We start from the raw sequence: 14,003 nt of genomic DNA, 5'->3' as shown, positions 1-14,003 counted from the left end.
GATCTGATATACTGCCGTACCCGATTATACGCACCGTTCCCATGAGCCCAGCCCCGATTGCCGCTGCGCACGCCCGTGTTCTGGAGCTTGCGCGCCGCGTCCTCGACATCGAGGCGGAGGCGGTGCGCCAGCTTTCCATCCGCCTCGATGACAGCTTTGTCCAGGCAGTCAATCTGATCCTTGCCTCCCACGGACGAGTCATCGTGTCCGGCGTCGGCAAATCCGGCCATATCGGCCGCAAGTTCGCCGCCACCCTGGCCAGCACCGGAACACCGGCGTACTTCGTGCACGCCGCCGAGGCCGCCCACGGCGACCTCGGCATGATCACCGCCAATGACGTGCTGATCGCGATCTCCTATTCCGGCACCGGCGAAGAACTCCTGAAGATCGTTCCGCTGGTCAAGCGCCAAGGGGCCCGCCTGATCGCCCTGACCGGCAACCCCGAATCACCGCTGGCCCAGGAAGCCGACGTTCATCTGGACGGCGCCATCAAGGAAGAGGCCTGTCCGCTCAACCTTGCCCCTACCGCCAGCACAACCGCGGCCCTGGCCCTGTCGGACGCGCTGGCTGTGGCCCTGCTCGATGCCCGCGGCTTCGGGCCGGACGACTTCGCCCGCTCCCACCCTGGTGGCGCCCTGGGCCGACGCCTGCTGACCCATGTGGAGGACATCATGCGCAGCGGTGAAGCCATCCCCCGCGTTAGTGAAAACGCCCTGCTCAGCGACGCACTGATGGAAATAACCCGAGCCGGGCTCGGCATGACCGCCATCGTCGCCGACGATGATCACATCATCGGCATATACACCGACGGCGACCTGCGCCGCTCGCTGGCCAAAGGCTGCGACTTCAACACCGCGCGGATCGCCGACGTGATGAGCCGCAACCCCAAGACCATCCAGGCCAGCGCACTGGCGGTCGAGGCCGCCGAGATGATGGAGCGCCTGCGCATCAGCGAACTGCTGGTAACCGGCCCCGACGGCCGCCTGGTGGGCGCCCTCAACCACCATGACCTCATGCGTGCCAAGGTGATTTGATGACACGCACCTGTCGCCCTCCTTCGCCGGGTCAGCCATGAACGGACGCGGCCACAGCTTCTTTCCGCTCATTGTGCTGACCATCATGGCCGGCGTCAGCGTCTGGCTTGATCGGGTCACGCAGCAAGAGCAGGCCATCAAGACCGACAAGAATCGCCATGAGGCCGATTTTTCGGCGGAGAGCCTGACCCTGCGGCGCTTCGACCTGGCCGGCAAGATCCAGTACGTGCTGGTTGCCGACCGCATGGTCCATTACGGCGATGACGAGTCCACCGAGCTCGTCCGACCGCGCCTCGACTACCTGAACCGCCCCGAGCCGGTGCGGATCGAGTCCGAATTCGCGACGGTCAGCAAGGACGGTGCCACCGTCGTCCTGACCGACCAGGTGCTGCTGCGTCGCGCCGCCCATAACGGCAAACCCGAATCCACCCTGCGCACCGACCAGATGACCGTCTGGCCGGACGACGAGAAGATGCGCGCGGATAAACCCGTGAAGCTTACTCAGGGCCAGACCGTGATCACGGCCGAGCACATGGAAAGCGACAACATCGTCGGCGAAGTCCGATTGCACGGCCAGGTCCGCGGCATGCTTTATCGCACCAACCCGACGCCGAAACCATGAACAAGATCCTGCGGCAGCTCGTGCTGCTCACCCTTTCCCTGACCGCCCCACTGGCCATCGCCGAAAAGGCCGACCGCAGCAAGCCGGTCAACATCGAGGCCGACCGGGTAACGGTCGACGACAAGAACAAGATTCATATCTTCGAAGGCCACGTGGCCCTGACCCAGGGCACCCTGACCATCCGCAGCGACAAGCTGGTGGTGAGCCAGGACATGGAGGGCTACCAGCGCGGCATCGCCACCGGTGGTGACGGTGGGCTGGCCCGCTTCCGCCAGAAGCGCGAAGGCAAGAACGAATGGGTCGAAGGCGAAGGAGAGCGCATCGAGCACGATGCCCGCAGCGAACTGTCCCAGTTCTTCCAGCGTGCCCACGTGAAGAATGGCGACGACGAGGTCCGCGGCCAGTACATCCAGTACAACGGTCTGACCGAGACCTACGTGGTCACCAACGGTCCCAACGCAACCACGATACCCAGCCAGCAGGGCCGCGTTCAGGTCACCATCCAGCCCAAGAAGAAAGGCGAAAGTGCCTCGGCACCGTAGCCTGACGCCGCACCGCACGAGGCTGACAACCGCGCCAGCCCTTGCTTCGCAGCACTATTCACAATGCTTTTCAATTTTAAGAAATTTCTTTTTTTTCAATAAGATTAAAAACAGATAAAGATTTTTGTGCGGCGCAACAAATAGGTGTTGACAGCCCTCCCGACGCGAATATAATGGACCGCATGTTGCAACGCACCAACACGGGGCATTGCAAGACCGACGAGAATGCATTCCATCCATTCACTCAAGGAGATTGTTATGACCACCCCCGAGCAAATCGTTGCCGCCAACAAGGCCAATGTTGAATCCCTGCTGACCCTGGCCAACACCGCCTTCGCCAGCGCCGAGCGCATTGCCGCCCTGAACCTGAACACCGCCCGCGCCGTGCTGGAAGACAGCGTCGCCTCCGCCAAGGCCCTGCTGGCCGCCAAGGACGTGCAGGAACTGATCGCCCTGCAATCCTCCCTGGCCCAGCCGGTGGTCGAGAAGGCCGTTGCCTACTCCCGCAGCGTGTATGAAATCGCTTCCCAAACCCAGGAAGAGGTCTCCAAGCTGTTCGAAGCCCAAGTCGCGGAAGCCAACAAGAGCTTCGCTGCTGCCCTCGACAAGGCTGCCAAGTCCGCTCCCGCCGGTTCCGACGTTGCTGTGGCTGCTGTCAAGTCCGCCATCGCCGCCGCCAACTCCGCCTACGACAGCGTGACCAAGGCTGCCAAGCAAGTCGCCGAGATCGCCGAAGCCAACGTTGCGGCCGCCACCAGCGCCACCGTGAAGGCTGTCAGCGCCTCCACCCCGGCCAAGGCTTCCTCGAAGAAGGCTGCCTAAGCTACAAACCAGCGGGGAGGCCTTTCGCCTCTCCAGTCCGGTTGAAAAGCCCGCCCTGCATTGCAGGGCGGGCTTTTTTTTCGCCTGCCGCCCTTCCATTTCGGATGCCGGAAAGACGTTCCGACCGGTGCAATGAATCGGGAAGCATGCTATTTTGGAAGGCGTGCCTGAAAGGACACATCGGGGGGGCTAAGCGGCCCGCACCGTCACTGTCGTGACGCTCAAAATCAAAATTCGCAAGAGGGAAGACACAGAATGAGCACTGGACAATCGAAGATCATCTACACGCTGACTGACGAGGCGCCGCTCCTCGCCACCTGCGCTTTTCTCCCCATCATCCGGACCTTCACCAGCCCGGCGGGGATTGAAATCGAGAAGGCCGACATCTCCGTGTCCGCCCGTGTCCTGGCTGAATTCCCCGAGAACCTGACCCCTGAGCAACGCGTCCCCAACACCCTCGCCGAGCTGGGCAAGAAGACCCTTGAGCCGGACGCCAACATCATCAAGCTGCCCAACATCAGCGCCTCCGTGGCCCAGCTGAAGGCCTGTATCAAGGAGCTGCAGTCCAAGGGCTACGCGATTCCCGATTACCCGGAAAACCCGGCCACCGAAGAAGAGAAGGCCATTGCCGCTCGTTACGGCAAGTGCCTGGGCTCCGCGGTAAACCCCGTGCTGCGCGAAGGCAACTCAGACCGTCGCGCACCGCTCGCCGTCAAGAACTACGCGCGCAAAAACCCCCACTCCATGGGCGAATGGAAGCCCTGGTCGCGGACCCACGTGTCCCACATGCATCATGGCGACTTCTACCATGGTGAGAAGTCCCTGACCCTCGACAAGGCCCGCAACGTACGCATGGAGCTGATCGCTAAGGGCGGCAAGATCACCGTGCTGAAGCCGAAAGTCGCGCTGCAGGAAGGCGAGATCATCGACTCCATGTTCATGAGCAAGAAGGCTCTGTGCGACTTCTACGAGAAGGAACTGGAAGACTGCCGCGAAGCCGGCATTCTGTTCTCCCTGCACGTCAAGGCCACGATGATGAAGGTGTCCCACCCCATCGTGTTCGGCCATTGCGTCAAGATCTTCTACAAGGAAGCCTTCGAGAAGCACGGCCAACTGTTCGACGAACTGGGCATCAACGTCAATAACGGCATGGTCGACCTCTACGAGAAGATCAAGACCCTGCCGGAATCCAAGCGCGACGAGATCATCCGTGACCTGCACGCCTGCCAGGAGCACCGTCCGAAGCTGGCCATGGTGGACTCCGCCAAGGGCATCACCAACTTCCACTCCCCGAACGACATCATCGTCGATGCCTCCATGCCGGCGATGATCCGCCAGGGCGGCAAAATGTGGGGCGCAGACGGCAAGCAATACGACAGTAAGTGCGTGATGCCGGAATCCACCTTCGCCCGCATCTACCAGGAGATGATCAACTTCTGCAAGACCAACGGCAACTTCGACCCGAAGACCATGGGCTCCGTGCCGAACGTCGGTCTGATGGCTCAGAAGGCTGAGGAATACGGCTCCCACGACAAGACTTTCGAGATCCCCGAAGACGGCATCGCCAACATTGTCGATATCGACTCCGGCGAAGTGCTGCTGACCCAGAACGTGGAAGCTGGCGACATCTGGCGCATGTGCCAGGTCAAGGACGCCCCGATCCGCGACTGGGTCAAGCTGGCCGTCACCCGCGCCCGTAACTCCAATACCCCGGCGGTCTTCTGGCTCGATCCCTACCGTCCGCACGAAGCCGAACTGATCAAGAAGGTTCAAACCTACCTGAAGGATCATGACACGACTGGCCTCGAGATCCACATCATGTCCCAGGTTCGCGCCATGCGTTACACCCTGGAGCGCGTGATCCGTGGCCTCGACACCATCTCCGTGACCGGCAACATCCTGCGCGACTACCTCACCGACCTGTTCCCGATCATGGAACTGGGCACCTCCGCCAAGATGCTGTCCATCGTTCCGCTGATGGCCGGTGGCGGCATGTACGAAACCGGTGCTGGCGGCTCCGCACCGAAGCATGTCCAGCAGCTCACCGAGGAAAACCACCTGCGCTGGGATTCGTTGGGTGAATTCCTGGCCCTCGCGGTGTCGCTTGAAGATCTGGGCATCAAGACCGACAACAAGCGTGCGGTCCTGCTCGCCAAGACCCTCGACGCGGCGACCGGCAAGCTACTCGACAACCGGAAGTCCCCGTCGCCGAAGACCGGTGAGTTGGACAACCGTGGTTCGCAGTTCTATCTGGCCATGTACTGGGCCCAGGAGCTGGCCACCCAGACGGAAGATGCCGCACTTGCGGCGCACTTCGCCCCGCTGGCCAAGACCCTGAGCGACAACGAAGAGCATATCGTTGCCGAGCTGAAGACGGTCCAGGGCAAGCCGGCCGACATCGGCGGTTACTACAAGGCCGATCCCGAGAAGTGCAAGGCCATCATGCGTCCCAGCCCCACGCTGAACGCCGCGCTGAAGTCCTTCGGCGCCTGAGACTGACAAGCCCCCGCCCACAAGGCGGACCGGCAAGACAGCAAAAAGCCCTCTCGCAAGCGAGAGGGCTTTTCACTTTTGGGTGCAAGGTAACGTGTCGATGCGTCACCGCACCGGCATTACATCCGTTCGATCATCGCGTCGCCAAAGGCCGAACAGGACACCTCCGTCGCACCATCCATCAGACGCGCAAAATCGTAGGTCACGATCTTGTCGCCGATCGCCGCCTCCATGGACTTGATGACCATATCGGCCGCCTCGGTCCAGCCCAGGTGACGCAGCATCATCTCGGCGGACAGAATGATGGAACCCGGATTGACCTTGTCGAGCCCCGCATACTTGGGCGCCGTACCATGGGTCGCCTCGAAGCAAGCGTACTGGTCAGAAATGTTGGCCCCCGGCGCAATGCCGATGCCCCCGACCTGGGCCGCCAGCGCATCCGAGATGTAATCGCCGTTGAGGTTGCAGGTGGCGATCACGTCGTACTCGGCCGGACGCAGCAGGATCTGCTGCAGGAAGGCATCCGCGATCGCATCCTTGACGATGATCTCGCGGCCGCTCTTCGGGTTCTTGAACTTGCACCACGGACCGCCATCAATCGGCTCCGCACCGAAGTCCTCGCGAGCCACCTTGTAGCCCACGTCACGGAACAGGCCTTCCGTGAACTTCATGATGTTGCCCTTGTGGACGATGGTCACCGACTTGCGATCGTTGTCGATTGCGTACTTGATGGCCGCCCGCACCAGGCGCGTCGTCCCCTCGATAGACACAGGTTTAATGCCGATTCCGGACGTTTCAGGGAAGCGGATCTTCTTGACTCCCATGTCCTCGAGCAGGAACTTGATGACCTTCTTCGCCCCCTCCGACTCCGCCGCCCACTCGACGCCGGCGTAGATGTCCTCGGTGTTCTCACGGAAGATCACCATGTTCACCAGCTCCGGATTCTTCAGCGGCGACGGCACGCCCTGGAAGTACTGGACCGGACGCACGCACTGGTAAAGATCGAGTTCCTGGCGCAAGGCGACGTTGAGGGAACGGATACCGCCACCGACCGGCGTGGTCATCGGTCCCTTGATGGATACCGAATATTCCCGCAGGGCGTCGAAGGTCTCTTTCGGAAACCACTCGTCCGGACCGTAGAGCTGGGTGGATTTCTCACCCGCGTAGACCTCCATCCAGTAGATCTTCTTCTTGCCGCCGTAGGCCTTGCTCACCGCGGCATCGATCACTTTGATCATCACCGGCGTAATGTCCACGCCAATGCCATCACCCTCGATGTAGGGAATGATGGGATTATCGGGAATGGCCTGACCGGGGACGATTTTTGCGCCGCCCGCCGGCACCTTGATCAGAGACGTACTCATTCCAACCCCCTCAACTCGAATTGTGTTGCGGATGTATGGGTGAATCGGCCGGGTCCGGGCTTTCGCGCCGCGCGGCTTTCTGGTTCTTGGAGACACGTGCAACCCGGAGTCCCTCCATGGCCGCCGATCCACTGCCTACCCCACCGCGCCTCCTCCAGGCCGCGGCAAAGTGCGACGATTATGGCCGAAATGCCGGCCTGCTAGAAGCGTCACCGTCTCTCCGAAATCCTTACGGCAGGCCAGGCTCCGCCACCTCCCCCGACCAACCGGAGGGCGGTGCTAGACTCGGCAATCCGCCGCATCCGGCCTGCGCCACGGCTCAGGCGCGCTGCCCGCCCGAGGAGGAAAGATGGAAGCCCACAACACCGAAAACCCCGTCGCCCAGGCCATCGCCCAGGCCATGATCGAGGGTTTCAACAAGCACTACCGGATCTTTCGTGAAACCTCCCGGCGCGCCAAGGAGAGTTATGAAGCCGCCGACTGGCAGGGCCAGCTCTCTGCCGTGCGCGATCGAGTCCAGTTCTACGACGACCGCGTGAATGAAACCGTGCTACGCCTGCACGAGGAATTCGATGCGGAATCCATCGACGACGCCACCTGGCAGGCGGTCAAGCTTTACTTCATCGGCTTGCTGATCAACCACAAGCAGCCGGAACTGGCAGAGACCTTCTTCAACTCGGTAACCACCAAGATCCTGCATCGGGACTACTTCAACAACGCCTACATCTTTGCCCGCCCGGCCATCTCCACGGACTACATCGAGTCCTTTCCGCCCACCTACACCAGCTACTACCCCCAGGACGAAGGGCTCCGCGCCACCATCTGCCGGGTTATCGAGGACTTCGACTGGCAGCGCCCCTTCGAGGACCTCGACCGCGACGTGGACTACGTGATCCGTACCGTCGAAAAACACATCGGCGAGTGGCCGAAGATGGAGGTGAACTGCCAGATCCAGGTGCTTTACTCTGCCTTCTATCGCAACAAGACCGCCTACATCATCGGCAAGGCGATCAACGGCTACCAGGAATACCCTTTCGTGCTCGCCGTACGCCATGGCCAGTCCGGCAAGCTGTACCTGGACACCATCCTGCTCGACACCTGGCGGATCTCGCTGCTGTTCTCCCTGTCCCGGGCTTACTTCCTGGTGGACATGGAAGTACCGTCCGGCTACGTACAGTTCCTGCGCAGCATCATGCCCAACAAGCCGCGTTCGGAGCTCTACACCATGCTGGGCCTCGGCAAACAGGGAAAGACAATCTTCTTCCGCGACCTCATCGCCCACCTGCGCCACTCCAACGACCAGTTCATTGAGGCGCCAGGCATCCGCGGCCTGGTCATGCTGGTATTCACGCTGCCGTCCTACCCTTACGTCTTCAAGATCATCAAGGACGTGTTCGGTAGTTCCAAGAACATGGACCGAGCCACCGTAAAGCGCAAATACCTGCTGGTCCGCCAGGTGGACCGGGTCGGACGGATGGCCGATACCCTCGAGTTCTCCAACGTCGCGCTGCCGCGTAGCCGCTTCCACCCGGAACTGATTGTTCAGCTCAAGGAACTCGCACCGTCGGTTGTCGAGGAGGACGGCGACACCCTGGTCATCAAGCATCTCTACATCGAGCGCCGCATGACGCCGCTCAACCTCTACCTGAGCAAGGCGACGGACCAGCAGATCGACGAAGCCGTACGCGAATACGGCCAGGCCATCAGCGAGCTGGCCATCGCCAACATCTTCCCAGGCGACATGCTGTGGAAGAACTTCGGCGTCACTCGCTACGGGCGCGTGGTCTTCTACGACTACGACGAGATCGAATACATGACGGACTGCAATTTCCGCAAGATCCCGCCGGCGCCCAACGAGGAAATGGAAATGTCCGGCGAGCCCTGGTACTCGGCCGGTCCACGGGACATATTCCCGGAAGAGTTCGCCACCTTCCTGCTCGGCCAGCCAAAGATCCGCAAGGCCTTCCTCACCCACCACCGAAAACTGCTCGACCCCACATTCTGGCAGGACGCCCAGGACAAGATCCGCAACGGCTACGTGGAAGACTTCTACCCCTACCCGCAGGAACTGCGCTTCTGCAACAGCTTCGCCGCACCGGTGCCCCTCGCCACCGCCTCCCGTCCGGCGCCTTGAACGCCCAATAAGTACCTGCCGATTGGCGTAAACCCCAGTGTCATCCGCAGCCCTCTCCAACCAATATGAGTATGAAAAACCCTTCCGGCTTTTCACGCGACATAACAAGGAGGAGACACATGACATATCCTTTGCGCCAGTCAGCCTTGGCCCTCGCGCTCGGCGGCGCCTTGCTCCTGACCGCCTGCGGCGGCGGCAGTGGCGGAGGCAACCACAGCAGCACGGCAACCCTCAGCGGGTTTGCCGCCGAGGGTTTGGCAATCGCCAATCAGACCGTCACCCTCAAGGACGCCACCGGTACGACCCGTCAAGCCATCACCGACGCCAACGGCAACTTCAGCATCGACATCACGGGCCTAAGCTACCCCTTCATGCTGCAAGTCACCGGCAGCAAGGGCATCTGGCACGCACTGGTCACCGCCGAAGATGCCGGCAAACCCACCAACATCAACAATGCCACCAATAGCGTCGCGCTCCTGGCGCTCGGCATCAGCTCCGGCAGCGCCTTGCAGACGGCATTCACAGAGGGCAGCTTCAGAAACGTTAGCGGCACGGCCATCGCCAACGCCGACGGCAAGCTCCTCGATGCACTGGAGGCCGAGCTCGGCAAGCGCCCCGAAAGCCTGCGCAGCGCGCGCTTCACACCCGGCACGGCCGATACCGACGGCGACGAGACCGACCGCTTGCTGACCCTGGCCGATGTCCAGCCGAGCGGAAGCAGCTTCGTCACCTACAACGCGCTGCCCGAACGCGTGTGGGCCGATACCTATACGACCCATACCTACGATGGCAACACAGACGATCTTTTGACCGGCGGCCTCGGCAAATCAGGGCTCGGCAGCGCGACAGCCCCGCTCTATACCAACCCTGCCGCCCCCACCGCAGCAGAGCTGCGCCGCAACGCCATCTACAACAACTACCGGGCCTTGGTCGACGCCAACAAGAACACCGGCGGCTACGGCACTCTGTTCGGTCCCAACATCGACATCCACGGCAACGACACCCTTGGCGAAGGCAAGATCAGCGGCCTGGAAGCCATCGCCTACGCGAGCGACATGAGCGGCAAGCGCAAGGTAACCCTGATGGTTCAGGTCCCCGACAGCTTCGACACCGCCAATCCGTGCATCATCACGGCCACCTCGTCGGGCTCACGCGGCGTATACGGAGCCATCGGCACGGCGGGCGAATGGGGCCTGAAGCATGGCTGCGCAGTCGCCTACACCGACAAGGGCAGCGGCAACGGCATGCACGATCTGACGGCCGACACGGTGACGCTGATCGACGGCACGGTGGTCACATCCACTGCAGCCGGCAAGAGGTCCCTGTTCGCCGCCAACCTCAGCAAGAGCGCACTCGATGCCTTCAACCAGGCCTTCCCGAACCGCATCGCCTACAAGCACGCCCATTCCCAGCAAAACCCCGAGAAGGATTGGGGGCGAAATACCCTCGATGCGATCAGCTTCGCCTTCTATGTACTCAACGAGAAATACGGTACCACCGAAGCCAACGGCAAGAAACGGCGCACTATCCGGCCGGCCAACACGCTGGTCATCGCTTCATCCGTTTCCAACGGTGGCGGCGCGGCCCTGCTGGCAGCAGAACAGGACAAGCTCGGCCTGATCGACGGCATCGCCGCCGGTGAACCGCAGATTCAGCCGAAGGACGTCAGCGGGCTGTCCATCAAGCAGGGCAGCAACACCGTCACAGCCATCGGCAAGCCGCTGCTCGATTACTTCACCTATGCCAACCTGTACCAGCCCTGCGCAGCCCTCTCGTCGAGCATGGCCAACGGATCGCCAGGCGTGGCCTTCGTCGCCGCCTACGGCACCAACCGCTGCAGCGCCCTCAAGGTAAAAGGGCTGCTAAGCGGATCAACCCTGCAGGAACAAGCCGACGAAGCCATGCAGAAGCTGCACACCTACGGCTGGGGCAGCGAGCACGACCTCTACCACGCCTCCCATCACGCCTTCGCCACCACCGCCATCGTCGTAACCTACCTGAATGCCTACGGGCGCTTCAGCGTCGCAGACAACATCTGTGGCTTCAGCCTGGCGACCACAGTCGCGGCCGGCACAGACCTGGGCAAGGTGACAGCCACCAACCCACTCGTTCAGGCCGGCATCTTCGCCAGCGGCAACGGCGTACCGCCGACCGGCGGCATCAATCTGGTCTACAACGATGCAAGCGGTGGCCCGCTACGCGATGTGCTGGCGATCTCGCCGTCCACGAGCCTTGCAGACGGGGCGCTGGACGGGGCACTGTGCGCCCGCGCCTTGGCAACCGGGGTCGATCCGGTGAGTGGCGCCAAGCTCACCGGCACCCAACTGGCCCAATCTGAACGCATCAAGCAAGGCATAACCGAAGTTCAGGCGTCCGGCGCCCTGGGTGGAAAACCGACGATTATCGTATCCGGTCGTTCCGATACGCTGATCCCGGTCAATCACGCCTCGCGCGCCTACTTCGGCGTCAGCCAGAAAGCGGATGGCAACAAAAGCCAGTTGCGCTATTACGAGGTTACCAATGCGCAGCACTTCGACACCTTCATCGACAATGCACTGCTGGCAGGATATGACTCACGCCTGGTTCCCCTGCACGTCTACTTCAACCGGGCACTGGACCTGATGTACGCCCACCTGAAGACGGGCTCGGCCCTGCCGCCCTCCCAGGTGATCAGGACCACGCCGCGGGGTGGCGCGCCAGGCGCTGCGCCGGCGCTAACGGGCAGCAATGTTCCACCGATCGCCACCAGTCCGGCCGCAGCGGATACCATCATCTACAACAACGGGACCGTCAACGTTCCTGAATAGACTGTCGTCCGCCCTTGCTTGCCGGACTCCCCAGGAGCCGGCAAGCAAGGTCACGACCAACCGAATTCGCGAATCCACGGCCCCGCGCCGGCCAGCAGGGCATCTCGCACATAGGGCACGGTCATGGCCGGCAAGGTGCCACGTTCAAACCAGCGCAGATCATCGCACTTGTCCGGCTCCGCGATGTGCGGCGTCCCCGACCAGCGACGGGCACGCATAAAAAAATCGATCCGGTTCGTATCCGAAAGCCGATGCACCACGCCGACGATTTCGAGGTCCGCCACGGCAAGCTCGATGCCAAGCTCCTCGCGCATTTCCCGGACAGCCGTCTCCCGCACGGACTCTCCGTCCTCCACGTGTCCGCCCGGCAGGCTGTAAAGACCGTCGAAGAAACCGGTCCCGGCACGCCGCATCAGCAGCACAGCCTCGCCGTCCTCCAGCAACACATGCACGCCGGTCGGAATCCCCGCGTGGCGCATCAGTGCTTGCCCGTGCTGCCGAAACCACCCGCGCCGCGGTCGCTCTCCTCGAAGTTATCCACCACGTTGAAAGCGACCTGCAGGACCGGCACGATCACCAATTGCGCGATGCGCTCCATCGGCTGGATCGTGAAGCTGTCGTGGCTGCGGTTCCATGCCGACACGAAGATCTGGCCCTGATAATCGGAATCAATCAGCCCGACCAGGTTACCCAATACGATGCCATGCTTGTGCCCCAGGCCAGAGCGCGGCAGGATCATCGCTGCCAGCCCCGGATCGGCCAGGTGGATGGCAATGCCCGTCGGGATCAGCGTGGTATGGCCAGGTGTCAGCACCACCGGCGCATCCAGACAGGCGCGCAGGTCGAGTCCAGCCGAACCGCTTGTGGCGTAAGCCGGTGGTTGTGCCTTCAGGCGTTCGTCGAGAATACGGATGTCGATACGGTGCATAGCGTCGCCTCGCGAGTCGTCAGTGGTTCGGAAGAGATCAGGATGCCGGCAGCAGCGCCGCCAGATGGGCCACGATGGCGCGCGCCACCTCGGGCTTTGGCGCCTTCGGCAAAGGGTGACGCCCCTGTTCGTCGAAGAGCACGACCTGGTTGTCGTCCCCACCCAGACCATCCTGCACCAGGTTGCCGACGATCAACGGCAATTTCTTGGCCTTGCGCTTGCCTTCGGCGTAGGTGTCCAGATCCCGGCTCTCCGCCGCGAAGCCTACGCAGAACGGAGCCTGGGGCAGCGACGCCACTTCGGCGAGGATGTCCGGATTCGGTGTCAGCGTGAGACTCAGCTCCGCGCCGGATTTCTTGATCTTGTGCTCGGCCGACGTCGCCGGCCGGTAGTCCGCCACTGCCGCGACGCCAATGAAGACGTCCGCACCGGGCAGCACCTCGAAAACCGCATCGCGCATCTCCAGCGCACTGCGCACGCCAACCCTTTTCACTCCGGCGGGAACCGCCAGCGCGACCGGACCGCTGACCAGCGTGACCTCGGCACCGGCCTGCGCGCAGGCCCTGGCCAGTCCATAGGCCATCTTGCCGGAACTGGAATTGGTGATGCCACGCACCGGATCAATGGCTTCGAAGGTCGGCCCCGCCGTCATCACGATACGCCGCCCGGCCAGCAGCTTGGGCTGGAAGAAGGCAATTACCGCCTCGCACAACTCTTCCGGCTCCAGCATGCGTCCCAGCCCCACTTCGCCGCAGGCCTGTTCGCCGGCGCCGGGCCCCAGTAAGGCAACACCATCAGCCGCCAATTGCGCGACATTGCGCCGGGTTGCCGGGTTCTCCCACATCTGGCGGTTCATTGCCGGCGCCACCAACAACGGGCACTCCCGGGCCAAACAAAGAGTCGTCAACAGATCATCGGCCAGGCCATGGACCAACTTGGCCATGACATCGGCGGTCGCCGGCGCCACAAGGATGGCATCCGCGTCCCGGGTCAGGTCGATATGGGCCATGTTGTTATCCATCCGCGGATCCCACAGGTCGGACCACACCGGATTGCCGGACAAGGCCTGGAAAGTCACCGCGGTGACGAAACGCGCCCCGCCTTCGGTCAATACGACATGCACATCGGCTCCGGCCTTGCCAAGCAAGCGCACTAGCTCGGCCGCCTTATACGCTGCCACGCCGCCGGTCACGCCCAGCACCAATTTCCTGCCCTTCAGCTCGATCATGCCAATGGTATTATCTGTCACCTACGAAA

Annotated in this window: 11 protein-coding genes; 7 read left to right on the top strand and 4 right to left on the bottom strand. The window is 62.3% G+C overall.

The genetic code is table 11. The annotated features are described in order from the left end of the window. Nucleotides 1-41 precede the first annotated feature (41 nt). The 5 genes from ACE3RX_RS15345 to ACE3RX_RS15325 all read left to right on the top strand — a co-directional run bounded on the left by ACE3RX_RS15345 (nt 42) and on the right by ACE3RX_RS15325 (nt 5,513). On the top strand, nt 42-1,034 hold the full coding sequence (locus ACE3RX_RS15345; protein WP_374485535.1) for an SIS domain-containing protein: 993 nt from the start codon (nt 42-44) through the stop codon (nt 1,032-1,034). 37 nt (nt 1,035-1,071) lie between these two features. Further along, on the top strand, nt 1,072-1,656 hold the full coding sequence (gene lptC / locus ACE3RX_RS15340; RefSeq protein ID WP_374485530.1) for an LPS export ABC transporter periplasmic protein LptC: 585 nt from the start codon (nt 1,072-1,074) through the stop codon (nt 1,654-1,656). Next, the gene (lptA, locus tag ACE3RX_RS15335; RefSeq protein ID WP_374485527.1) at nt 1,653-2,198 is read left to right on the top strand and encodes a lipopolysaccharide transport periplasmic protein LptA; all 546 of its coding nucleotides are present in this window, start codon (nt 1,653-1,655) and stop codon (nt 2,196-2,198) included. The genes lptC and lptA overlap by 4 nt, the downstream gene beginning before the upstream one ends. A gap of 258 nt (nt 2,199-2,456) precedes the next feature. Beyond that, the gene (gene phaP / locus ACE3RX_RS15330) at nt 2,457-3,020 is read left to right on the top strand and encodes a TIGR01841 family phasin (protein ID WP_374485525.1); all 564 of its coding nucleotides are present in this window, start codon (nt 2,457-2,459) and stop codon (nt 3,018-3,020) included. 255 nt (nt 3,021-3,275) lie between these two features. Further along, on the top strand, nt 3,276-5,513 hold the full coding sequence (locus ACE3RX_RS15325) for an NADP-dependent isocitrate dehydrogenase (protein ID WP_374485523.1): 2,238 nt from the start codon (nt 3,276-3,278) through the stop codon (nt 5,511-5,513). 119 nt (nt 5,514-5,632) lie between these two features. Here ACE3RX_RS15325 and icd read toward each other — a convergent pair whose 3' ends face one another. Then, entirely contained in the window at nt 5,633-6,877 is a 1,245-nt protein-coding gene (gene icd, locus ACE3RX_RS15320) for an NADP-dependent isocitrate dehydrogenase (RefSeq protein WP_374485521.1), read from the bottom strand. A 349-nt stretch (nt 6,878-7,226) separates the two neighbouring features. Between icd and aceK the strand changes: the two genes are divergently transcribed. Together aceK and ACE3RX_RS15310 are read left to right on the top strand one after the other, a co-directional pair. Then, complete coding sequence (gene aceK / locus ACE3RX_RS15315; RefSeq protein ID WP_374485519.1) at nt 7,227-9,011, top strand: bifunctional isocitrate dehydrogenase kinase/phosphatase; 1,785 nt, start codon at nt 7,227-7,229, stop codon at nt 9,009-9,011. Between the two features lie 119 nt (nt 9,012-9,130). Then, entirely contained in the window at nt 9,131-11,818 is a 2,688-nt protein-coding gene (locus tag ACE3RX_RS15310; protein WP_374485517.1) for a 3-hydroxybutyrate oligomer hydrolase family protein, read from the top strand. A 50-nt stretch (nt 11,819-11,868) separates the two neighbouring features. Here ACE3RX_RS15310 and ACE3RX_RS15305 read toward each other — a convergent pair whose 3' ends face one another. The 3 genes from ACE3RX_RS15305 to coaBC are packed head-to-tail and all read right to left on the bottom strand — an operon-like array spanning nt 11,869 to nt 13,974. Then, nucleotides 11,869-12,297, bottom strand: a complete 429-nt coding sequence (locus ACE3RX_RS15305; protein ID WP_374485515.1) for an NUDIX domain-containing protein — start codon at nt 12,295-12,297, stop codon at nt 11,869-11,871. Beyond that, a complete protein-coding gene (gene dut, locus ACE3RX_RS15300; RefSeq protein ID WP_374485513.1) occupies nt 12,297-12,746 on the bottom strand; it encodes a dUTP diphosphatase in 450 nt (149 codons plus the stop codon). Before dut ends, ACE3RX_RS15305 begins: the two co-directional genes overlap by 1 nt. A 37-nt stretch (nt 12,747-12,783) precedes the next feature. Then, nucleotides 12,784-13,974 carry a bifunctional phosphopantothenoylcysteine decarboxylase/phosphopantothenate--cysteine ligase CoaBC gene (gene coaBC, locus ACE3RX_RS15295; protein ID WP_374485511.1) on the bottom strand — a complete coding sequence of 397 codons (1,191 nt, stop codon included), beginning with the start codon at nt 13,972-13,974 and terminating at the stop codon, nt 12,784-12,786. Nucleotides 13,975-14,003 lie beyond the last annotated feature (29 nt).

The sequence above is a fragment of the Zoogloea sp. genome (genome assembly GCF_041914405.1).
GTDB lineage: Bacteria > Pseudomonadota > Gammaproteobacteria > Burkholderiales > Rhodocyclaceae > Zoogloea.
This window is presented reverse-complemented; position numbering and strand designations above follow the sequence as displayed.

What these genes read in the sequence shown, in the direction of transcription:
- ACE3RX_RS15305 (WP_374485515.1), bottom strand. Translation starts at nt 12,297, where the DNA reads ATGCGCCACGCGGGGATTCCGACCGGCGTGCATGTGTTGCTGGAGGAC.
- phaP (WP_374485525.1), top strand. Translation starts at nt 2,457, where the DNA reads ATGACCACCCCCGAGCAAATCGTTGCCGCCAACAAGGCCAATGTTGAA.
- icd (WP_374485521.1), bottom strand. Translation starts at nt 6,877, where the DNA reads ATGAGTACGTCTCTGATCAAGGTGCCGGCGGGCGGCGCAAAAATCGTC.
- lptA (WP_374485527.1), top strand. Translation starts at nt 1,653, where the DNA reads ATGAACAAGATCCTGCGGCAGCTCGTGCTGCTCACCCTTTCCCTGACC.
- coaBC (WP_374485511.1), bottom strand. Translation starts at nt 13,974, where the DNA reads ATGATCGAGCTGAAGGGCAGGAAATTGGTGCTGGGCGTGACCGGCGGC.
- lptC (WP_374485530.1), top strand. Translation starts at nt 1,072, where the DNA reads ATGAACGGACGCGGCCACAGCTTCTTTCCGCTCATTGTGCTGACCATC.
- ACE3RX_RS15345 (WP_374485535.1), top strand. Translation starts at nt 42, where the DNA reads ATGAGCCCAGCCCCGATTGCCGCTGCGCACGCCCGTGTTCTGGAGCTT.
- ACE3RX_RS15325 (WP_374485523.1), top strand. Translation starts at nt 3,276, where the DNA reads ATGAGCACTGGACAATCGAAGATCATCTACACGCTGACTGACGAGGCG.
- dut (WP_374485513.1), bottom strand. Translation starts at nt 12,746, where the DNA reads ATGCACCGTATCGACATCCGTATTCTCGACGAACGCCTGAAGGCACAA.
- ACE3RX_RS15310 (WP_374485517.1), top strand. Translation starts at nt 9,131, where the DNA reads ATGACATATCCTTTGCGCCAGTCAGCCTTGGCCCTCGCGCTCGGCGGC.
- aceK (WP_374485519.1), top strand. Translation starts at nt 7,227, where the DNA reads ATGGAAGCCCACAACACCGAAAACCCCGTCGCCCAGGCCATCGCCCAG.